Annotated in this window: 17 protein-coding genes; 7 read left to right on the plus strand and 10 right to left on the minus strand. The window is 67.4% G+C overall.

What is annotated here, in order from left to right:
- The first annotated feature begins 108 nt into the window (after positions 1-108).
- A complete protein-coding gene (locus tag O0K41_RS02200) occupies positions 109-651 on the plus strand; it encodes a type 1 glutamine amidotransferase domain-containing protein (protein WP_033835569.1) in 543 nt (180 codons plus the stop codon).
- Between the two features lie 38 nt (positions 652-689).
- Here O0K41_RS02200 and O0K41_RS02205 read toward each other — a convergent pair whose 3' ends face one another.
- From O0K41_RS02205 to O0K41_RS02220, 4 genes are all read right to left on the minus strand, one after another.
- Entirely contained in the window at positions 690-1,286 is a 597-nt protein-coding gene (locus tag O0K41_RS02205) for a DUF1439 domain-containing protein (RefSeq protein ID WP_123958290.1), read from the minus strand.
- Positions 1,287-1,368: 82 nt separating this feature from the next.
- Complete coding sequence (locus O0K41_RS02210) at positions 1,369-1,899, minus strand: hypothetical protein (RefSeq protein WP_088436887.1); 531 nt, start codon at positions 1,897-1,899, stop codon at positions 1,369-1,371.
- 51 nt (positions 1,900-1,950) lie between these two features.
- Positions 1,951-2,259, minus strand: a complete 309-nt coding sequence (locus O0K41_RS02215) for a DUF3861 family protein (protein ID WP_005408441.1) — start codon at positions 2,257-2,259, stop codon at positions 1,951-1,953.
- Between the two features lie 295 nt (positions 2,260-2,554).
- The gene (locus tag O0K41_RS02220; protein ID WP_005408442.1) at positions 2,555-2,953 is read right to left on the minus strand and encodes an HU family DNA-binding protein; all 399 of its coding nucleotides are present in this window, start codon (positions 2,951-2,953) and stop codon (positions 2,555-2,557) included.
- Between the two features lie 372 nt (positions 2,954-3,325).
- On the opposite strand from O0K41_RS02220, the gene O0K41_RS02225 reads away from it, so the two are divergent.
- A complete protein-coding gene (locus O0K41_RS02225; RefSeq protein WP_164221493.1) occupies positions 3,326-3,757 on the plus strand; it encodes an OsmC family protein in 432 nt (143 codons plus the stop codon).
- A 158-nt stretch (positions 3,758-3,915) separates the two neighbouring features.
- Here the strand turns inward: O0K41_RS02225 and O0K41_RS02230 are convergent, their stop codons facing one another.
- Together O0K41_RS02230 and O0K41_RS02235 are read right to left on the minus strand one after the other, a co-directional pair.
- The gene (locus O0K41_RS02230; RefSeq protein WP_164221491.1) at positions 3,916-4,794 is read right to left on the minus strand and encodes a PhzF family phenazine biosynthesis protein; all 879 of its coding nucleotides are present in this window, start codon (positions 4,792-4,794) and stop codon (positions 3,916-3,918) included.
- Positions 4,795-4,885: 91 nt separating this feature from the next.
- Positions 4,886-5,758 carry a PhzF family phenazine biosynthesis protein gene (locus tag O0K41_RS02235; RefSeq protein WP_099605395.1) on the minus strand — a complete coding sequence of 291 codons (873 nt, stop codon included), beginning with the start codon at positions 5,756-5,758 and terminating at the stop codon, positions 4,886-4,888.
- Positions 5,759-5,833: 75 nt separating this feature from the next.
- Between O0K41_RS02235 and O0K41_RS02240 the strand changes: the two genes are divergently transcribed.
- The 3 genes from O0K41_RS02240 (at position 5,834) to murD (ending at position 11,247) form a co-directional block, all read left to right on the plus strand.
- Positions 5,834-8,428: a bifunctional aspartate kinase/diaminopimelate decarboxylase gene (locus O0K41_RS02240; RefSeq protein ID WP_005412537.1), complete on the plus strand. Its 2,595-nt coding sequence runs from the start codon at positions 5,834-5,836 to the stop codon at positions 8,426-8,428.
- A gap of 76 nt (positions 8,429-8,504) precedes the next feature.
- The gene (murL, locus tag O0K41_RS02245) at positions 8,505-9,857 is read left to right on the plus strand and encodes a UDP-N-acetyl-alpha-D-muramoyl-L-alanyl-L-glutamate epimerase (protein ID WP_164221489.1); all 1,353 of its coding nucleotides are present in this window, start codon (positions 8,505-8,507) and stop codon (positions 9,855-9,857) included.
- Positions 9,838-11,247, plus strand: a complete 1,410-nt coding sequence (murD, locus tag O0K41_RS02250) for a UDP-N-acetylmuramoyl-L-alanine--D-glutamate ligase (protein ID WP_164221487.1) — start codon at positions 9,838-9,840, stop codon at positions 11,245-11,247. Before murL ends, murD begins: the two co-directional genes overlap by 20 nt.
- Positions 11,248-11,341: 94 nt before the next feature.
- On the opposite strand, the gene O0K41_RS02255 is transcribed toward murD, so the two are convergent.
- Entirely contained in the window at positions 11,342-11,935 is a 594-nt protein-coding gene (locus O0K41_RS02255; RefSeq protein WP_149500777.1) for an SMI1/KNR4 family protein, read from the minus strand.
- Positions 11,936-12,067: 132 nt separating this feature from the next.
- Here O0K41_RS02255 and O0K41_RS02260 point away from each other — a divergent pair, with 132 nt between their 5' ends.
- Positions 12,068-12,859 (plus strand): dienelactone hydrolase family protein, encoded by a 792-nt coding sequence (locus tag O0K41_RS02260; RefSeq protein WP_149500778.1) that lies wholly within the window; start codon positions 12,068-12,070, stop codon positions 12,857-12,859.
- 189 nt (positions 12,860-13,048) lie between these two features.
- On the opposite strand, the gene O0K41_RS02265 is transcribed toward O0K41_RS02260, so the two are convergent.
- Positions 13,049-14,047 (minus strand): polyprenyl synthetase family protein, encoded by a 999-nt coding sequence (locus O0K41_RS02265; protein ID WP_005408451.1) that lies wholly within the window; start codon positions 14,045-14,047, stop codon positions 13,049-13,051.
- 214 nt (positions 14,048-14,261) lie between these two features.
- Between O0K41_RS02265 and O0K41_RS02270 the strand changes: the two genes are divergently transcribed.
- Complete coding sequence (locus O0K41_RS02270; protein WP_164221485.1) at positions 14,262-15,875, plus strand: alpha-glucosidase; 1,614 nt, start codon at positions 14,262-14,264, stop codon at positions 15,873-15,875.
- Positions 15,876-16,058: 183 nt separating this feature from the next.
- Here O0K41_RS02270 and O0K41_RS02275 read toward each other — a convergent pair whose 3' ends face one another.
- Both O0K41_RS02275 and O0K41_RS02280 read right to left on the minus strand, forming a co-directional pair.
- Complete coding sequence (locus O0K41_RS02275) at positions 16,059-18,827, minus strand: TonB-dependent receptor (RefSeq protein ID WP_164221483.1); 2,769 nt, start codon at positions 18,825-18,827, stop codon at positions 16,059-16,061.
- A 251-nt stretch (positions 18,828-19,078) separates the two neighbouring features.
- The gene (locus O0K41_RS02280) at positions 19,079-21,130 is read right to left on the minus strand and encodes a glycoside hydrolase family 97 protein (protein ID WP_164221481.1); all 2,052 of its coding nucleotides are present in this window, start codon (positions 21,128-21,130) and stop codon (positions 19,079-19,081) included.
- Between the last annotated feature and the right edge of the window lie 90 nt (positions 21,131-21,220).

Consider the following 21,220-nt stretch of genomic DNA (forward strand, 5'->3'; position numbering starts at 1 on the left):
CCCCCCCCGCCACCACCCGGAGGCTCTCCACCTGCCGTGCACGGCAGGGTCACCGCCGTGCAAGGGCCGTTCTTCCATTCTGTCGGCACCCCCAACCGGAGTGCACCCATGGCAGAACGATTGAAGGGCAAGCAGATTGCCATCCTTGCCACCCACGGCTTTGAACAGTCCGAACTGACCGAACCCAAGCGTCTGCTGGAAGCCGAAGGCGCGCGCGTCAGCGTCGTGTCGCCTGCAAAGGAGGCGACGATCAAGGGCTGGAAAGAGAAGGACTGGGGCGACGCCGTTGCAGTGGATATTCCGCTGGATGAGGCCGATCCGGCCAGCTTCGATGCCCTGGTGCTGCCGGGAGGGGTCATCAATCCGGACACGCTGCGTACCGACGAGGCTGTACTCGGCTTCGTCCGCGCAGTAGACGAAGCCGGCAAGCCTGTGGCGGCGATCTGCCATGGCCCGTGGCTGCTGATCAACAGTGGCCTCGCCGATGGCCGCGAGCTGACGTCCTGGCCGTCCCTGCAGCAGGATCTGACCAATGCGGGGGCGAACTGGCGCGATGCCGAGGTCGTGGTCGACGGCAACGTGATCACCAGCCGCAAGCCGGACGACATCCCAGCTTTCAGCGAGGCGGTGGTCAAGGCACTTGCCGCCTGATGCGCTGCCGGTAGTGCCGGCCGCTGGCCGGCACCACCTTACTTGCCCAGCACGCCTGCCGGCACCAGGTTGCCCAGGTTCTGGTTGAAGGTGACCACCAGCTTGCCGTTCTTCACCTGTGCCGACTGCACCTGCAGCGCGCCAAGCATGCCGGCCACGGCCGGGTCCAGCTTGTAGATCGGCTCCCGCTGGGCGTAGTCGCTCAGCCAGGCGTTTAGCAGGCCGCGGGTACGGGAGTCGAGACGACCGCCCTGGTTGGCCGGGATGAAGTCATCCACGCTCGGCTGCTGCAGGTGGAACCCCTGGGTCTGCGCGTCGTAGCGCAGGCCGCTGCTGAGCTTCACCGTACCCAGTTTGGCCGGATTGCCACCGGCAGTGGCCAGTGCCACGTCCATGCCAAGATTCAAGCGCTCGCCGGCCGGGAGGCTCAGCTGGGGGTGGCTCATGGTGAGGGCGATCAGTCCGCCCAGCGCGTCCTGGGTGCGCGGGAAGCTGCCATCGAGATACTGCTGCACATCGCTGGCGCCGACCGACAGTTCGCGGCCGGAAATGGATGGGGCGGCCTGCGCGCCGATCGCGGCGGCGATCAGCACGGTGGAGGCGGCGACGCGGGTCATCAGGGAACGCAGGCGCATGGCGGTGACCGCTGGACTGGGAAAGGATGGAGGAAAGAGTAGCCGGGACGGCTGAATCGCGCGTGCATGCCGCTGCAACGGTTCAGTCCAGCGTTGGCCGCAGTTGCGCCGACTGGATCTGCCAGCCGCGGCCATCAGCACTGGGCTGCACGCGGTACCAGCCGCCGAAGCGGAAGGTCCCTTGGGTGGTGACCGCGCGGATCCGCACCGGCACCTCCAGCAGCTGGGGAGGATGCTGGCCGTCGCGTGCCACCGGGGGCTCGCTGTCCAGCCGCAGCGTACGCACGCCCTGCAGCTGGCGTATGGCAGCGTCATCTGCGCGGTGCGGGTCGGCCGGTGGAATCGCCCATGCCGCGTCGCTGGCGCTGCGGTTGCGGTTGAGCAGCGCGATCACGTAGCGGTTGAGCATCACCGATGGTGGTTGGGCGTCGGCAGAGACCGCAGCAAACAGCGGATCGATCGCCGGTGTCTGCAGGGACGCCGCTTCGGTGCCGGCGATGCCCTGCGTTCCGGCGCTGGCGACAGCCGGCGCTGGCGCAACATCGGGCGCTGCCGCAGGCCTGGAGCAGCCGAGCAGCGTCAGGGGCACGATCAGGAAAAGCGTCCTGCGCATGCCTCCTCCCCGAGGCGATGTGGGGGAGACAGTGTATCGGCTGCGCGGGAATCAGCGGGAGGAGGGCAACTGCTCCAGCGCATCCAGTGCCGGCAGCACCTGCCCGGCGATGGCGGCCAACGCATGTCCATCGGTCTCTGCGTGGCGCTGCACGATGTCGCGCAGCAGCTGGGTGGCAATCACCAGGGTCGCGCGTTCATCACCGCTGATGCCAGCGGTGCGTGGCGCCGCTTCCAGCAGGCGCATCAGGTCGCGGCTGGCGCGATGTTCCAGTTCGATGGTGCAGCGCCCGGTGCACTGCAACCCGTCCTTTTCGATGGGGGTCACCGAGATCCGGTAGCGGGTGGAGGGGCTGGCCATGAGGGGATGCTCGCCGTAGCTGTGGAGGATGTGCCCACCTTAGGCAAGGCCGTGCCCGGCGGCGATGGCCGGGGCTGCACGCAGTGTTCCACCCGGTACGTTCCGGGGCCTGCTCAGGCCGCGCATGGCTAATGGCGACGGGCTTGAACGGGGATTTTCCAGTATGCGGCAACGCTGTGTTGCGGATGCCCCGGGGCAGCGCATCCACGCGTGGCGTGGACCTGCTGCCGGGAACGTGCAAAAGAAAACGGGACGGCCAGAGCCGTCCCGTCGGAATCCGCGTTGGGGCGCGCGCTTACAGCGCGGCGTCCTTCAGCTTCTTCAGCGGACGCACCTTCAGCTTGGTGGTGGCCGGCTTGGCAGCGAACCACTGCTCTTCCTTGGTGAACGGGTTGATGCCCTTGCGCTTCGGCTTGGCCGGCACATTGACGGTGGTGATCTTCAGCAGGCCCGGCAGGGTGAAGGAGCCAGCGCCCTTCTTGTGCACCGAGGAGGCAACGGCGCTTTCCAGCGAGGCCAGCACAGCGCGGACGTCCTTGGCGACGACGCCGGAGGCTTCAGCGATGTGTGCAACCAGGCCGGACTTGGTCAGCACTTCCTTGATCGGCTTCGGAGCGGCCGGCTTGGCGGCTGCCTTCGTCGCGACTTTCTTCACTGCCTTCTTCGGGGCAGCCTTCTTAGCGGTCTTTGCCATGGTTTCCTGTTCCGTGAACGGTTGGTTGTTTGGTCGGCGCCGAACCCCGTCGGCAAGCGCAATGTAGGGCAACTCTTGGGCGCCGCCAATAGCCCGAAGCGCGGAAAGTGCATGTTTTTTCATATCCAGGCCGATTCAGTACATGGCGCGCAGTGGGGGACGGGGGTGTGGCAGCGCGCGCTACGGCCCACGCCCGCCCATCAGCGGAATGCGCGAAACCACTGAAAACAAGAGAAAAATGCGTTTCCGGCTGGTGAGAAAGTGTCCACGCGCCGGGTTCGGAAGGCGACCTGCGGCGTGCGGCGGAGCGACGCAGGGCTAACGCCTCCCGTGCGAGGGTGACCGTTCATCACCGTCACGCAGGAGCAGCACATGGGAATCTCGCGACACGCCACCGCGCACTGGGAAGGCGATCTGAAGTCGGGCAAGGGGCAGCTGAGCACGCCGCAGAGCGGGCTGCTGGACAAGACACGCTACGGCTTCAACAGCCGTTTCGGCGACGAAAAGGGCACCAATCCGGAAGAGCTCATCGCTGCTGCGCACGCCGGTTGCTTCACCATGGCGCTGTCGGCCAAGCTCGGCGAAGCCGGCTTTACCCCGACCTCGCTGGATACCGAAGCCAAGGTCGATCTGTCATTGGAGGGCGGCCCGCAGCTGTCGCAGATCCGGCTGAAGGTGAAGGCAGTGGTGCCGGGTATCGACGCGACGCAGTTCCGTGCGATTGCCGATGACGCCAAGCAGAACTGCCCGGTGTCCAAGGCGCTGAGCGCGGTGCCGATCACCCTGGAAGCCGAGCTGGGCTGAGGGTAGTGCCGGCCGCTGGCCGGCAACCGCATGATGTCGAGGTCCAGGTAACAGCCGGCCAGCGTTATGGCGGCCTTCCTGGCCGCCACCCTCCGGGCCGTCGCGTCCGACGTTGGCAGCGGCTCCTGCCGCTGCCTTCGGCTCCACCTCGATGGTGTTTACCAATCGATGGTGCCGCTGATCACCGTCTGCACCTGGCCGCCCGACCAGACCTCGCCGTCCTGGTCGATCAGCAGGGTCAGGCGCGCGTCATGGCCGACTTCGCGGCCCTGGCTGACTTCAAACGGCGTCCGTCCACGCGGCAGCGCGTCACGCAGGTCCAGCCACGCGGCCAGCACCGCATTGGCCGCACCCGAGGCGGCGTCCTCGAAGCGGCGTCCATTGCCGACGAAGGCACGTACGGCCAGGTCGAAACCCTCGCTGCCATCGCTGAAGGCATAGGCGAACACGCCCATGCTGTCGGTGGATTCAGCCAGTGCGGCCACTGCATCCCAGTCTGGCTGCAGCGCGCGCAATGCGGCCTCGTCGGCCACCTGCACCACCCACCAGCTGCGGCCGCCCTGCATGCGTGCCGGCGGCAGTGTGCCCAGCGGCCAGTCCTTCAGCGCGGCCTGCAGGCGCGGATCGGTGGCCTCAGCGGTTTCGGCCAGCTGCGCGCGCGGGGTGCGGATGGCGATGCGCTGCTGCGTACCCTCACCGCTGACGCGCAGCGGCAGCGCGCCGGCAATGCCGTCCTGCACCAGCACGCCGTCGACCGCTGCGGCCAGGCCCGCCTGCAGCACCGCATGCGCGGTGCCGACGCTGGGGTGGCCCGCGAACGGTACTTCCTTCTGCGGGCTGAACATGCGCAATCGATAGCTGGCGCCCGGCACCTGCGGCGGGAACACGAAGGTGGTTTCGGGCAGGCGCGTCCAGCGCGCGATGGCCTGCATGCTGGCGTCGTCCAGGCCCTCGGCATCGAGTACCACGGCCAGCGGATTGCCAGCGCCGGCGCGCGGGGAGAACACGTCCAGCTGCAGGAAACGGCGGGTGGTCATAGGGGGCAAACTCCGTAAAACGAGAGGGGATACGGTAGCGCCGGGCCATGCCCGGCGACCGTGCGCGGCATTCGCCGTGCGTGGCCCGGTGCTACCAATGGATGCTGCCGTCGATCACGCACTGCACCTGGCCGCCGATCCACACCGTGCCCTGCGCATCAACCTCGACCTGTACGCGACCATCGCGGCCGACTTCGCGGCCCTGGCTGGCGACGTAGCGGCCCTCGCGGCCGGGCAGGGCATTGCGCTGGCGCAGCCAGGCACCGATCAGCGCATTGGCGCTGCCTGTCACTGGATCCTCGGGCACGGCGGCTGCATCAGCGGGGCAGAAGGCGCGCACCACCCGGGTGTGGTCGTCGCCGGCCTCGTCGGCGAACACGGCCACACCGGTCGCGTCGGTGGCGAGGCTCCAGTCGGCCAGCGTGGCCATGTCCGGCACAAGGTTGCGTACGGCGGCGGCGTCGCGCAGCGGCAACAGCCACCAGCGTGCGCCGTTGTCCCATAGTTCGGGCACGTGCCCGCTGTCGGCCAGCGCCAGCAGCGCTTCGGGCGCTCCGTCGGCCGCTGTGTCCAGTTGCCGCGCCGGTGGGCTGGCCAGCTGGATCTGCAGTGCCTCGGCCGGGCCGCTCACCCGTACCGGCAGCAACCCCGCCGCGCATTGCTGCAGCAGGGAACCGTCGTGCGGTTGCGCCAGGCCGCAGGTCACCGCCGCCCAGGCGGCGCCGACGCTGGGGTGGCCGGCGAAGGCCAGCTCGCGGGTCGGGGTGAAGATGCGGATGTGGTAGTCGGCGCCCGGCGTGCTGGGGCGCAGGAAGAACACCGTCTCGGACAGGTTCAGCCAGGCGGCCAGGGCCTGCATCTGGCTGCTGGGGAGCCCGTCGGCGTCCAGGATGACGCCCAACGGGTTGCCGGTGCCGGGGCGGGGGGCGAAGACATCGAGCTGCAGGTAACGGAGGACGGCCATCTACGGGGATATTGCGCTTAGAATCAAAGGTTCCGCCCCCGAGGGCGGCTTCCCCACATTCTACATAGCCAATCCATGTCAGCTTCCCCCCTTGTCGATCGTTGGATCGTACTGAAGTTCGGCGGCACCTCGGTGTCGCGTCGTCACCGCTGGGACACGATCGGGAAGTTGGCGAAAAAACGCGCGGAAGAGACCGGCTCGCGCGTGCTGGTGGTGGTGTCGGCGCTGTCCGGGGTCACCAACGAACTGACCGCGATCGCCGATGGCGCGCCCGACAGCCGGGACCGCGTGGCGGCGCTGGTCGAACGCCACGAGGCCTTCCTGGTTGAACTCGGCCTGGGCCGCGAGGTGCTGGCCGATCGCCTCGCCGCGCTGCAGGGCCTGCTCGACGATGCGCGTGCAGCCACCCGTCCGCTCGACTGGCAGGCCGAAGTGCTGGGCCAGGGCGAGCTGCTGTCCTCCACCCTGGGTGCGGCCTACCTGCACGCTTCGGGCCTGGACATGGGCTGGATGGATGCCCGCCAGTGGCTGGACGCGATGCCGCCGCAGCCGAACCAGAGCGACTGGTCGCAGCGCCTGTCGGTGAACTGCCAGTGGCGCGCCGACGCGGAATGGGTGCAGCGCTTCCGCGCGCAGCCGACCCGCCTGCTGATCACCCAGGGCTTCATCTCGCGGCACGCCGATGGCGGTACCGCCATCCTCGGCCGCGGTGGCTCGGATACCTCGGCGGCGTACTTCGGTGCGCTGCTCGGTGCCAGCCGCGTGGAGATCTGGACCGATGTGCCGGGCATGTTCAGTGCCAACCCGAAGGATGTGCCGGACGCGCGCCTGCTGACCCGCCTGGACTATTACGAGGCGCAGGAAATCGCCACCACCGGCGCCAAGGTGCTGCACCCGCGCTCGATCAAGCCGTGCCGCGATGCCGGCGTACCGATGGCCATCCTCGATACCGAGCGCCCGGAACTGCCGGGCACCAGCATCGACGGCAGCGCCGCGCCGGTACCGGGGGTGAAGGCGATCAGCCGCCGCAACGGCATCGTGCTGGTGTCCATGGAAGGCATCGGCATGTGGCAGCAGGTCGGCTTCCTGGCCGATGTGTTCAATCTGTTCAAGAAGCACGGCCTGTCGGTGGACCTGATCGGTTCGGCCGAAACCAACGTCACCGTGTCGCTGGACCCGTCCGAGAATCTGGTCAACACCGATGTGCTGGCCGCGCTTTCGGCCGACCTGTCGCAGATCTGCAAGGTGAAGGTGATCGTGCCGTGTGCGGCGATCACCCTGGTGGGCCGTGGCATGCGTTCGCTGCTGCACAAGCTGTCGGACGTGTGGGCCACCTTCGGCCGCGAGCGCGTGCACATGATCTCGCAGTCGTCCAATGACCTGAACCTGACCTTCGTCATCGACGAGGCCGATGCCGATGGCCTGCTGCCGGTGCTGCACGCCGAGCTGATCGACAGCGGCGCGATGCCGGTGGAAGAGACCGAAGTGTTCGGCCCGCGCTGGCGCGAGATCGCCGGCACCGTGCGCCCGCGTGGCACGCCGTGGTGGCGCGGCCAGCGTGCGCACCTGCTGCAGCTGGCCGATGCCGGTACGCCGCGCTACGTCTACCACCTGCCGACCGTGCGCGCCCGCGCCCGCGCGCTGGCCGCGATCAAGCCGATCGACCAGCGCTACTACGCGATCAAGGCCAACAGCCACCCGGCCATCCTGCAGCTGCTGGAAGCCGAAGGCTTCGGCCTGGAATGCGTGTCGCATGGCGAGCTGAAGCACGTGTTCCAGCACCTGCCGGAACTGTCGCCCAAGCGCGTGCTGTTCACCCCCAGCTTCTGCCCGCGCAGCGAATACGAAGCCGCATTCGCGCTGGGCGTGACGGTGACGGTCGACAACGTCGAGGCACTGCAGCGCTGGCCGGACCTGTTCCGCAACCGCGAGCTGTGGCTGCGCGTCGACCTGGGCCGTGGCGAAGGCCACCACGCCAAGGTCCGTACCGGTGGCAAGGAGTCCAAGTTCGGCCTGCCGATCGCCCGTGTCGACGAGTTCGTGCGCGCGGCCACCGATCTGGGCAGCCGCGTGGTCGGCCTGCATGCGCACCTGGGCAGCGGCGTGGAGACCGCGCAGCACTGGCGCCTGATGTGCGATGAGCTGGCCGGTTTCGCCCGCCGCATCGGCAGCGTGCAGACCATCGACATCGGTGGCGGCCTGCCGATTCCGTATTCCGCCGAGGACGAGCCGTTCGATCTGGATGCCTGGGCCGAGGGCCTGGCCGAGGTCAAGGCGCTGCATCCGGCGTTCCGCCTGGCGATCGAGCCGGGCCGCTACCTGGTGGCCGAATCCGGCGTGCTGCTGACCCACGCCACCCAGGTGGTGGAAAAGGACGGCGTGCGCCGCGTCGGCCTGGATGCCGGCATGAACGCATTGATGCGCCCGGCGCTGTACGACGCCTGGCACGACATCGAGAACCTAAGCCGCCAGGGTGGGTATGCCGAGGCGGCGTTCGATGTGGTCGGCCCGATCTGCGAATCCAGCGATGTGTTCGGCAAGCGCCGCAAGCTGCCGGTGTCGACCGCGCCGGACGACGTGATGCTGATCGCCGATGCCGGCGCCTACGGCTATTCGATGGCCAACACCTACAACCAGCGGATGCTGCCGCGCGAAGACGTGATCGAATGATCGCCGCGCGCGCCCTGCACCCGCCCACCGACACGCCGCGCACCATCGCGCGGGCCCGTGCCTGACCGGATACACCATGACTGCTTTCGACAAACACCAGGTTTCCCGCTTCCGCTTCGTCCGCTGCGAATTCGCCGCGGAGACCGGCGTGGCCAGGCTGGTCTATGCCTTTGATGACGGCCCGGAGATGGTGGAAACCATCACCGTGCCGGGCGCCCCGTTCGTGCTGGACGAGGCGCGTGCCGCCGCCGTGCAGCGTGCGCTGCAGCTGCTGCATCTGATCGCCGGTGTCAGCTACTACAAGGCGGGCGTGCCGGAGACGGTCAGCATCGACAGCTACAGCATCGATGCCGATACCGCCGCACTGGTGGAGACCATTTACCTCAACGGCCTGGGCGAATTCGCCTACCGCAATGGCCTGAACCTGCGCGGCCGCTTCCGGTTGCCGGTGCAGGGCGAGGCCGTGCAGGCGGCGTCGCTGGGCCTGCAGCCGCACGCGCTGGTGGCCATCGGCGGCGGCAAGGATTCGCTGGTCAGCATCGAAGCGCTGCGCCGTGCCGGCGTGGACGAGACCGTGACCTGGATCGGTGGCTCGCAGCTGATCCGTGCGTGCGCCGAGCGCACCGGCCTGCCGACATTGAACCTGGGCCGCACGCTGGCACCTGAACTGTTCGAGTTGAATCGCCAGGGCGCATGGAACGGCCATATCCCGGTGACGGTGGTGAACTCGGCGATCATGGTGCTGGCCGCGTTGCTGCACGGCGTGGACCAGGTGGTGTTCTCCAACGAGCGCTCGGCCAGCTACGGCAGCCAGATTCCAGGCACCGGCGAAGTGAATCATCAGTGGTCCAAGGGCTGGGCCTGCGAGCAGGCGTTCGGCAGCCATGTGCAGAAGTACGTGGCGGCGGACCTGCAGTACTACTCGCTGCTGCGCCCGATGTCCGAGCTGGCGGTGGCCCGCCAGTTCGCCAAGAGTGACTTCTACGACGCGCATTTCTCCAGCTGCAACCGCAACTTCCACATCCTCGGCGAGCGCCCGGTGAACCGCTGGTGCGGCGTCTGCCCGAAGTGCCATTTCGTGTTCCTGGCACTGGCCCCGTTCATGCCCAAGACGCGCCTAGTGCGCATCTTCGGCCGCAACCTGCTGGACGATGCCGAGCAGGCCGGTGGCTTCGATGCGCTGCTGGAATTCCAGGACCACAAGCCGTTCGAGTGCGTGGGCGAAGGCCGCGAATCGCGTGCGGCGATGGCGACCCTGGCGCAACGCCCGGAGTGGAAGGAAGACGTGCTGGTGAAGCGCTTCTGCAACGAGATCCAGCCGCAGCTGGATGCCGCCGAACTGGAACTGGCACCGCTGCTGCAGCTGCAGGGCGAGCATCGCGTTCCGGCTGCGCTGTGGGAACGGGTGCGTGAAGATTTCGAAGCTTGAAGGAAAGCGCGTTGCGCTGTGGGGCTGGGGCCGTGAGGGCCGCGCCGCGTTTGCGGTACTGCGTGAGCGCCTGCCCACGCTGCCGCTGAGCCTGTTCTGCCCGGCGGCCGAAGTCGAGGCCGCGCGTGCGGAAACGCAGGGCGCCCTGGACGTGCGTGGCGAGCCTTCCGCTGAAGCGCTGGCCGCGTTTGACGTGGTGATCAAGTCTCCCGGCATCAGCCCCTACCAGCCAATCGCGCTGGCGGCGGAAGGGCAGGGCACCCGCTTCATTGGTGGCACCGCGCTGTGGTTCGCCGAACACGCGGCCGACGATGGCATCGTGCACGACACCGTGTGCGTGACCGGTACCAAGGGCAAGAGCACCACCACCGCGCTGGTCGCGCACCTGCTGCGTGCCGCCGGCCACCGTACCGGCCTGGTCGGCAACATCGGCCTGCCGCTGCTGGAAGTGCTGGACCCGCAGCCCGCGCCCGAGTACTGGGCGGTGGAACTGTCCAGCTACCAGACCGGTGAGGTGGCACGCAGTGGCGCCCATCCGCAGGTGGCGGTGGTGCTGAACCTGTTCCCGGAACACCTGGACTGGCACGGCAGCGAACAGCGTTACATCGAGGACAAGCTGCGGCTGGTGACGGAAGCCGCACCGCGCATCGCCGTGCTCAATGCCGCCGATCCGCACCTGGCTGCGCTGTCGCTGCCCGAGAGTGAGGTGGTCTGGTTCAACCAGCCGCAGGGCTGGCACATGCGCGGCGACATCGTGCATCGCGGTGAGCAGGCCGTGTTTGATACCCGCAACACGCCGCTGCCGGGCCGCCACAACCGTGGCAACCTGTGCGCGGTGCTGGCCGCGCTGGAAGCGCTGGGGCTGGATGCCGCGGCGCTTGCGCCGGCGGTGCAGGACTTCCGTCCGCTGCCGAACCGTCTGCAGCGCATCGGCGTGGCCGATGGCCTGACCTACGTCAACGATTCGATCAGCACCACGCCGCATGCCAGCCTGGCCGCGCTGGAGTGCTTCGCCGGGCAGCGCATCGCGCTGCTGGTGGGCGGGCATGACCGTGGCCTGGACTGGACCGATTTCATGCAGCACATGGCGCACGACGTGCCGCCGGTGGAGATCGTGACCATGGGCAGCAACGGCCCGCGCATCCACGCCATGCTGCAGCCGCTGGCCGATGCCGGTCGCTTCGGTCTGCACGCTGCAGGTGATCTGCCCGAGGCGATGGCCTTGGCGCGCGCCGCGCTGGGGGTGCAGGGTGGGGTGGTGCTGCTGTCGCCGGGCGCGCCGAGCTTTGGTGCGTACCGCGATTACGTGGCGCGTGGCCGTCATTTCGCCGAGCTGGCCGGATTCGACCCGGACAACATCAGCGCGATTCCGGGGCTGGGCATCGCCTGAGGGGTCGGATCCCTTTCCGCAGGAAAGGGCTCTGACCCCAACGGGATTCTGGCCGGCAACCCTCCGGAGAAATTCATCCACGCATGGCGTGGATCTACTGCTCCTCGTCGATGAACGCGTAGCCGCCGTCGATCAATTGCTGCAGATACGCATCGAAGCTGGGGGCGATCACCGCATAGCTGTCCGGGTCGTGCAGGTAGCGCACCACCTGACCGACCGTGCCGCCCGGTGCGGGGTTGAAATCCAGGTAAAGCATCGACGTGCCGCCGTTGTTCATGCAGTGCGAGAAGCACAGGCGGCGGTTCATCGGCACATCGGCATCAATACCGTCGCCAAGAATCTCCGGCTCGTCATCCAGCCACTCTTCGTAGATGGAACGGATGCTGTCGTCCCATTGCTGCTGGTCCTCGAAGATCTGCGCGACCGAGCGCAGGTAGTACGGATAGCCGCCGTCTTCCACGTCCGACCCGAGCATCAGCACGCAGACCCCGCCGCCGGGGTACTCGCGGAAGTGGGTGCCATCGACGCGGGACAACAGTTCCACCAGGCTGTCAGGCACCTGCGGCCATTGCATGCGCAGGCGCTGCAGGTCTTCTGCGCTGGCGCCCTGGACGTGAGCCCATTGCGGGGCATCGTCGGCAGGCAGGCGTGGGATCAGGCCAGACAGAAAGCGATCAACAAGGTTCATGCGAAAAAGGGGACGGAGGGGATTAAGTCGTATCCAACCACACCTGCGTCACGTCGCCAATGCAGAATGCGACGCGGGAGGGGCGAATACGACTTAATCCCCTCCGTCCCCTTTTTCTTGCGGAGCAGGCGCATGAATCGTTGGCGATGCGGTGTGGCGGTGATGCTGGGGCTGGCGGCGATGCCGGCGTGGGCGGCGATGAAGACGCAGCCGGTGGAGTGGAAACACCAGGGCACGACCTTCAGTGGCGTGCTGGTCTATGACGATGGCGACAACGACAAGCGTCCGGGGCTGGTGATGGTGCCGAACTGGAAGGGTGTGAACGAGTCGGCCATCGAGAAGGCCAAGCAGCTGGCCGGCGATGATTACGTGGTGCTGGTGGCCGATGTGTACGGCAAGGGCGTGCGGCCGAAGACCGATGCCGAGGCCGGGCCGGTGGCCAGCAAGCTGCGCAACGACAGGCCACTGTTGCGCGCACGCGCGCTGGAAGCGGTGAACGTGCTCAAGGCGCAGGCCAGCAAGGTGCCGCTCGATGCCAGCCGGATCGGTGCGGTGGGCTTCTGCTTTGGCGGCACCACGGTGCTGGAGCTGGCCCGTGCAGGTGCGCCGTTGGCCGGTGTGGTCAGCCTGCACGGCGGGCTGGGTTCGCCGCTGCTGGCGCAGGCCGGTGGCAGTCACCCGTCGGTGCTGGTGCTCAATGGTGCCGACGACAGGAGCGTGACCGCCGAGGATATCGCCGGTTTCCAGAGGGAAATGAACGCGGCCAAGGTCGACTGGGAGTTCACCAACTACAGCGGGGCGGTGCACTGCTTCGCCGAGCGCGATGCCAACAGCCCGCCGGGGTGCCAGTACAACGAGCGGGCGGCCAAGCGCGCGTGGAAGGCGCTGGATGAGTTCTTCGAGGAGCGCTTCGAGAAACGTTGATCCGCGCAGCGGTAGTGCCGGCCGCTGGCCGGCAACCTCATGATGCTGCGGATGTCATCGGGAATGCCGGCCAGCGGCCGGCACTACCGGATGCGGTCAATGCGGGCGTTTCCGTGCCGACCAATGGTTGGCACCCTCCGGAACGCCGGTTTGGTGGGTGCCGACCGTTGGTCGGCACACCTCAACCCATCAATGCGAACGCTGCACCGCGTAACGCGCCAGGCCACGCAGGGCCGCCACGGCATCGTTGTCGCCCAGGCCATCGAGCGCGCGCTCGGCGGCTTCGGCATATTCCTCGGCACGCGCGCGGCTGTACTCCAGGCCGCCGGTGGCGCGGATCGCGGCCAGCACTTCCGGCATCGCCGAGGCGTCGCCGTCCTGCACGATGGTGCGCAGGCGTTCGCGGGTAGCGTCGTCGGAGTGGGCCATCGCGTGGATCAGCGGCAGCGTGGCCTTGCCCTCGGCGAGGTCGTCGCCCAGGTTCTTGCCCAGTTCCTCGGCATTGGCCGAGTAGTCCAGCACGTCGTCGGCGATCTGGAACGCGTAGCCCAGGTGCATGCCGTAGTCGAACAGCGCCTGCTGGGTGGCTTCGTCCACGCCGCTGGCCAGCGCACCCAGGCGGGTGCCGGCGGCGAACAGAACCGCGGTCTTGCGCTCGATCACACGCAGGTAGGCGGCTTCGTCGGTATCCGGGTTGTGCACGTGCAGCAGCTGCAGCACTTCACCCTCGGCGATGCGGTTGGTGGCGTCGGCCAGGATCTGCATCACCGGCATGCGCTCCAGCTCGACCATCAGCTGGAAGCTGCGCGAGTACAGGAAGTCGCCGACCAGCACGCTGGGCGCGTTGCCCCACAGCGCGTTGGCGGTGCTGCGGCCACGGCGCAGGCTGGATTCGTCCACCACGTCATCGTGCAGCAGGGTCGAGGTATGGATGAACTCGATGATCGCCGCCAGCTGGTGGTGCTCCGGACCGGCCTGGCCGACCGCGTGGCCGGCCAGCATCACCAGCATCGGGCGCAGGCGCTTGCCGCCGGCGGAAATGATGTGGTCGGCGATCTGGTTGATCAGCACGACGTCCGAAGACAGCCGGCGCCGGATCAGGGCGTCGACGGCGGCCATGTCGGCCGCGGCAAGCGACTGGATCTGGGGCAGGCCCAGGGCGGGACGGGTGTCTTCGGTGATGGTCATGCGATCAGGCTTTCAGGCTCACCACCGATTATAGGCGCTGGCCGTGAATTCGGGCGCAAACGGGGCTGGCCGGCGTTCCCGGCCCCGCAAACGCTGCCGTCTGCGTGAATACGTATGCAGGTTGCGCCATGCCCGCGAGGCCGCCGCTAAGCTTGCCGGAACAGGATTTCGGCCCGCTTCCGGCGGGTCCCGCATGCCCGGAGGGGGGCTGTCGATGTCGCACTATCCATGGTGGCGCGGAGCCGTCATCTACCAGATCTACCCGCGCAGCTACCTCGATGCCAACGGCGATGGCGTGGGCGACCTGCCGGGCATCATCCAGCGCCTGGACCACATCGCCGCGCTGGGCGTCGACGCGATCTGGATCTCGCCATTCTTCAAGTCGCCGATGGCCGACTTCGGCTATGACATTGCCGACTACCGCGATGTCGACCCGCTGTTTGGCAACCTGGATGACTTCGACCGCCTGCTGGCCAAGGCGCACGACCTGGGCCTGAAGGTGATGATCGACCAAGTGTTGAGCCATACCTCGATCGAGCACGCCTGGTTCCGCGAGAGCCGCCAGGACCGCAGCAATCCGAAGGCCGACTGGTACGTCTGGGCCGACCCGCGCGAGGACGGCACCCCGCCCAACAACTGGCTGTCGCTGTTCGGCGGCGGCGCGTGGCAGTGGGAACCGCGCCGTGAGCAGTACTACCTGCACAACTTCCTGGTCGACCAGCCGGACCTGAACTTCCACAACCCGGACGTGCAGCGGGCCACCCTGGACAATGTGCGGTTCTGGCTGGACCGCGGCGTGGACGGCTTCCGCCTGGATGCGATCAACTTCTGCTTCCACGACGCGCAGCTGCGCGATAACCCGCCCAAGCCGGCGGACAAGCGGGTGGGCCGCGGCTTCAGTCCGGACAACCCGTACGCCTACCAGTACCACTTCTACAACAACACCCAACCGGAGAACCTGCCATTCCTGGAGCAGCTGCGCGCGCTGCTGGACGAGTATCCGGGCGCGGTGAGCCTGGGCGAGATCTCGTCGGAAGACTCGCTGGCCACCACCGCCGAGTACACCCAGGACGGCCGCCTGCACATGGGCTACAGCTTCGAGCTGCTGGTGGACGACTACAGCGCGGTGTACATCCGCGACACGGTCTCCCGGCTGGAAGCGGCGATGACCGAAGGCTGGCCGTGCTGGGCGGTTTCGAATCACGATGTGGAACGCGCGGTCAGCCGCTGGGGCGGCTATCCGGCCGATCCGCGTCTGGCGCGGATGCTGGTGGCGCTGCTGTGCTCGCTGCGCGGCTCGGTGTGCCTGTACCAGGGCGAGGAGCTGGGCCTGGCCGAGGCCGAGGTGCCGTTCGAGGCGCTGCAGGACCCGTACGGCATCACCTTCTGGCCGAACTTCAAGGGCCGCGATGGCTGCCGCACCCCGCTGCCGTGGACCGACGCTCCGCTGGCTGGCTTTACCTCAGGCACGCCCTGGCTGCCGATCCCGGCCGAGCACCGGGCGGCGGCGGTGGCCGTGCAGGAGCGCGACCCGCACTCGGTCCTGGCGGCGTTCCGCGCCTTCCTGGCCTGGCGGCGTAGCCAGCCGGCGCTCCTGCATGGCAGCATCCGGTTCATCGAAAGCGCCGAGCCAGTACTGCTGTTCGAGCGTATGCTTGCAGATGAAACCCTCCTGCTGGCCTTCAACCTGTCGGCCGAGGCGGTGAGCCATCCGCTGCCGCCGGGCAACTGGCAGCAGGTGGCGGTGCCGGGCCCGGATGCGGGCAGGGTGCAGGGCAATGAACTCCAGCTGCCGCCGCGCGCGGTGTATTGCGCCCGACGCAGCTGACCGTTTTCTCCGGTGGCGGTACTTGCGGGGACGGGGCCGAAGCGCCCCGTCCCTTTTTTGTGGGTGGGCCTGGCCGACCATCGGCCGGCATCCGCGCAAAAGAAAACCCGCTGCCTGCGCAGCGGGTTCCCGGTCCTGCTCCCTTTGGGTTGCCGGCCAGCGGCCGGCACTACGCGGCTGTGGTCAGAACTTGTAGTTCACGCCCAGCATGTAGGTGCGGCCCCACTCGATGTACTCCAGCGGGCGGTCCTTGCTGCCGGCGTAGGTGCGGTACGGCTCGTTGGTCAGGTTGCTGCCCTGCAGCAGCAGGGTCAGGCCTCGCAGGGCGCTGCTGTCGCTGAAGGTGTAGCTGAGCTGCGCATCGGTCACGTTCTCGCCCACCACGTAACGCAGTGTGCGGTTGCCGTTGAAGTTGCCGATCTCACCGATGAAGTCCGAGCGGCGACGCTGGCTCACGCGTGCTTCAAAGCCACTGCGCTCGTAGTAGGCGGTGAAGTTGTAGACACGCTTGGACAGGCCTGGAAGGCTGATCGGGTCACTGCCCACGCTGGAGGCGCTTTCCGGATCCAGGATGGTGATGTCGCTCTTGTTGAAGGTCGCGCTGGCCTGCACGCCGAAGCCGCGCAGGCTGTCGGTCAGCATCTCCAGCGGGAACGATGCGGTCAGCTCCAGCCCCTTCAACGTGCCGCCCTTGCCGTTCTGCGGCGTGGAGAAGGTGCCGGTGGTCAGCACCGGCACGGTCATGCCCGGCGGCGGCACGTAGTTGCCCAGCAGGCCGCTGAAGTCGTAGTTGTCCACCGACTGCGTGTAGACGTAGCTCTTCAGGTCCTTGTAGAAGATGGCCGCAGCGACGTAGGCCTTCTCGCCGAAGTACTTCTCATAGGACAGGTCCAGTGCGGTTGCGCGCCACGGATCCAGCAGCGGATTGCCGCCGCTGCCACCGGGGCGGCCGTTGTTGGTATCCACACCGAATTCCAGGCCGGCACGCATCTGGTCCACGCGCGGGCGCGCGACCTGCTTGGCGGCGGCGAAGCGCAGCGTCTGCTGGTGCGGGAACATGAACACCAGGTTCAAGCTCGGCAGCCAATCCTTGTAGGTCTTGCCGGCAGAGAAGGGCTGGATGTTGCTGCCAGCCGGCTGCGAGCTGTCCCAGTAGCGCGAGTCCGAGCTCTGGTCGGTGTGCTGCATCTGCACGCCGATGTTGCCGCGCACGCCGACCACGCCGATGTCGGTGTTGATGTTCAGGCGTGCCCACGCGGTGGTGATCTTCTCCTCGACCGTCCACGACTTGGGAATCAGATAGTCCAGGTTGTCGACCGGGTTGAAGGTCATGTAGCGACCCACGGCTGCCGGCACGTTCCACGAGGGGATGTAGCCGACGCCGGCGAAACCGAGGTTGACCGGGCGGTACTGCAGGTCCGGGGCAATGGTGGATTCGCCCTGGGCACCGAGCAGGATGTTGCCTTCGGCCTGGGCCTTCTGCTTGCGACGGTCGGCATAGTTCACGCCCACGTCCACATCCGAGAACCAGCTGGACATGGCTTCGGGAACCGGCAGCGTCGCCGCCAGCTTGGCGCCCTTCAAGCGGTCTTCGACCTCCGGCACCTTGCCGTAGCCGGAACCATAGATCGTGTTGGTCAGGAACAGGCTGTCCGGATTGGAGTAGTCACGCCCCGGCGTGATCTGCGAGAAGCTGTTGTTGTTCACCACCAGGCCGATCGTGTCGAACTGCGGGCGCGGCACCAGCTGCAGGTTGTTTTCCAGGTTGATCTCACGGCGGGTCGCCTTGGAGTAGTTCAGGTCGGCGACGAGCTTCACGCCACCGACGTTGAACTCGTTGTTCCAGCCGAACGCATCGATCTTGTCCTTGCGCTTGTTGTACATGCCGCGCACCAGCGGGTACGCATTGCTGATCGTGCCACCGGTGAAGCTGCCATCGGCATTGCGGCCGACATTGCTGAACACCGGCAGGATCGCGTTGGGGTTATTGCCGTCTTCGCCGTTGCCGCTGAGGCTCAGCTCGAACTGGTTGGCGGTGTCGATCTGCTCGGCTTCGGTGTGGAACGCATCGAAGGTGCTGGTCCAGCTGTTGCTGGGGCGGAACTGGATCGTCGCCATCACGCCGTCGCGCTTGTTGTTGCCGGTGCGGCGCAGCGCCTTGATGCCATCGGTGAAGTAGGTGCCTGGCGCGATTCCGCGACGCTCGCCCTTGTCGGTGTGTTCGGTGGTCCACGGCTCGTACAGGCCAACCTGGTTCTCCTGGATCGGCATGTCGCTGTGTGCGTAACCGATGGCGATGCCCAGGGTGTTGTCGAAGAACTGGTCGATGTAGCTGGCGCTGAAACGGTTGCCATACGGATCGACGTTGGCGGCGCGGCCCAGCGAACTCTTCTGGTAGCGGCCGCTGACCGCGATCACGCGCTCGCCGAAGCTGAGCGGGCGTGCGGTCTGCATGTCGATGGTGCCCGACAGGCCCTGGCCGACCAGCGCCGCATCCGGGGTCTTGTAGACGGTCACGCCGTTGACCAGTTCAGATGGATACTGGTCGAACTCGACGCCGCGGTTGTCGCCGGTGCTGACCACTTCACGGCCATTGAGCAGGGTGGTGGCGAAGTCCGGCGACAGGCCGCGCACGCTGATCACCTGCGCACGGCCCGCCACGCGCTGCGCGGCCAGGCCGGGCAGGCGCGAGATCGATTCGGCGATGCTGACGTCGGGCAGCTTGCCGATGTCTTCGGCGGAAATCGCCTCGACCACCGAAGTGGCGTCCTGCTTGATCGCGATCGCGTTCTCGATGCCGCGGCGGATGCCGGTGACCTGCACCGTATCCAGGTTGGTGGCGGCGGTGCCGGCCGGCGTGGTGGTGCTCTGCGTGGACTGTGCCGACGCCAGCGTCGGCGCCAGCACAACGGCCAGCGCGAGACTCAGCGCACTGCGCTTGTGGTTCAACATTTTCCCCTCCCAGGCAATGTTGCAGATCGATTTGTGAGCGTTCCGGCGGTGCCGTGAACGTGCGACGCGGTGGCCGCTGTCGTCGCCGCTATGGTAGGCAGCGCATTCTTCGCGGGAATCACCCTGCATACGTATTCAATGGCGTTTGCAGGGGTGTAATCGCTTTCAGATCCTGCTTGCGGTGGTGCCGGCCAGCGGCCGGCAATCACGTTCGCCGGCTTGCCGGCCAGCGGCCGGCACTACCGGGGCATTCACAGCGGCGTGAAGCGAATGGCCTGTCCACCGCCCGGTGCCAGCACCAGCGTCAGTGCATCGGCGCTGGTCACCTCGCGGGTTTCGCGTGCGAACGCGAACGGGTTGCTGCGGAAATCAGCGCCTTCACCATCGCGGTAGATCTCGGCGCGATAGCGCACGCCCGGCTCCAGGAAGCCCAGCGACACCGGCAGTACGCGGCCGTGCTCATCGGTGATGCTGCCGAGGAACCAGTCACGGCTGTTGCGGTCGCGGCGCACGATCGTCACGTAGTCGCCCACTTCGCCATCGAGCACGCGGCTCTGCTCCCAGTCCACCGCCACGTCCTCGATGAAACGGAATGCCTCGCGATGCTGCAGGTAGTGCTCGGGCAGGTCGGCGGCCATCTGGATCGGGCTGTACAGCACCACATACAGCGCCAGCTGGCGGGCCAGCGTACTGGGGATGGCCTGGCCGTGGCGGCCCTTCAGGCTGAGGATGCCGGGGGTGTAATCCATCGGCCCGGCCAGCATCCGGGTGAACACCAGGTTGACCTCATGCTCGGGTGGATTCGGCGGTTGGCCCCAGGCGTTGTACTCCATGCCACGTGCGCCTTCGCGCGAGATCCAGTTGGGATAGGTGCGGCGCAGGCCGGTGTCCTTGATCGGCTCATGCGGGTTCACCGACAGGTGCCGGCGCGCGGCTTCCTGCACCACCTTCAGATGGTGGCGGGCCATGAACTGCCCGTCGTGCCACTCGCGCCACAGCGGGGCCCCCGTGGGATTGCGGCGGTCGACCTGGCCGTCGTCGCAGACGTAGCCGGTCTTGAACTGGTCCACGCCCAGCCGTGCGTACAGGTCCAGCGCGGCGCCCAGCTGCTCCTCGTAGTGCTCGATGGCGCAGCCGGTTTCATGGTGGCCGATCAGGTGCACACCCTTTTTCAGGCCATACGCCGACAGCGCTTCAATGTCGAAATCGGGCGTGGCGCGGGTGAAATCGAAGTCGTAGCCATTGCCCACCCACATGCCGTCCCAGCCCGGATTCCAGCCTTCCACCAGCACGCCACGGAAGCCGTGCGCGGCGGCGAAGTCGATCACCTTCTTCGTCTTGGCGGTGGTGGCCGCATGCTTCGGTCCGGTCGCCCAGCTTTCGTTGTCCAGGTGCATCGACCACCACACGCCCAGGTACTTGGCCGGCTTCACCCAGCTCACATCGCCCAGCGCATTGGGTTCGTTGAGGTTGAGGATCAGGTCCGATTCGACCAGGCCACCGGCACGGTCCGCGATCTGCAGCGTGCGCCACGGCGTGGCGAAGGGCAGGGTGCGGCGCACCTTCCAGCCTTCGGCCGAGGGTGACAGCTGTGCGCGCAGGCGCTGGCCCTCGGTGCGGCGCAGCCACATGCCGGCGTAGTCCACCAGCGCGGCCTCGTGGATCGCCACGTGCAGGCCATCGCGGCTGCGCAGGGTCATCGGCGTATGCACCAGCGGCACTTCGCGCAGCGGGGTGCGCTGGTACAGGTATTCGTAGTGGATCGGTTCGCCGGCGGGAATCCACCAGGCGGTGGAATCCTGCGCGATGGCGAACTCGGTCAGCTCGTCATCGATGATGGCTTCGCGCAGGTTCGGCTGTTCGGGGAACACATAGCGGAAGCCAACGCCATCGTCGTAGACGCGGAACACCACATCAAGCCGCCGCTTGCCGCCGGTGGTTTCGGCCAGCTGCACGGTCAGCTCGTTGAAGTGGTTGCGGGTGAGCCGGCGCTCGCCCCACGGCTGCTCCCAGCGGTCATCGACGCTGCGTCGTTGCTGGCCCAGCAGGGCGAAATCGCGGTCCAGGCGGCCGTCGCGCAGGGCGAAGCCGAGCTTCGAATCCTCCACCACGGGCTCGCCGAAACGCTGGACGCGGTAGCGGACGGTGCCGCCGTCCAGCACGAGGCTGACCTTGAGCACCTTGCCGGGTGATTCGACGCTGGCGACCTGTGGCGCGGCCTGCGCCAGCGTGGCCGCGCCCAACAGGGCCAGGCCGAACATGTGCGCGAACAGCGCGCGTACAACCGTGTGTGGCATCGGCATTTCCCCTCCCAAGGCGCCGTTGGCAGACCCGGACCATAAGCCAGCGCAGCAGGCGCGCTACCGCGTGGCGCCATGAATACGTATGCAGCT

This window comes from Stenotrophomonas sp. Sm2128 (assembly GCF_030985535.1).
Lineage (GTDB): Bacteria > Pseudomonadota > Gammaproteobacteria > Xanthomonadales > Xanthomonadaceae > Stenotrophomonas > Stenotrophomonas maltophilia.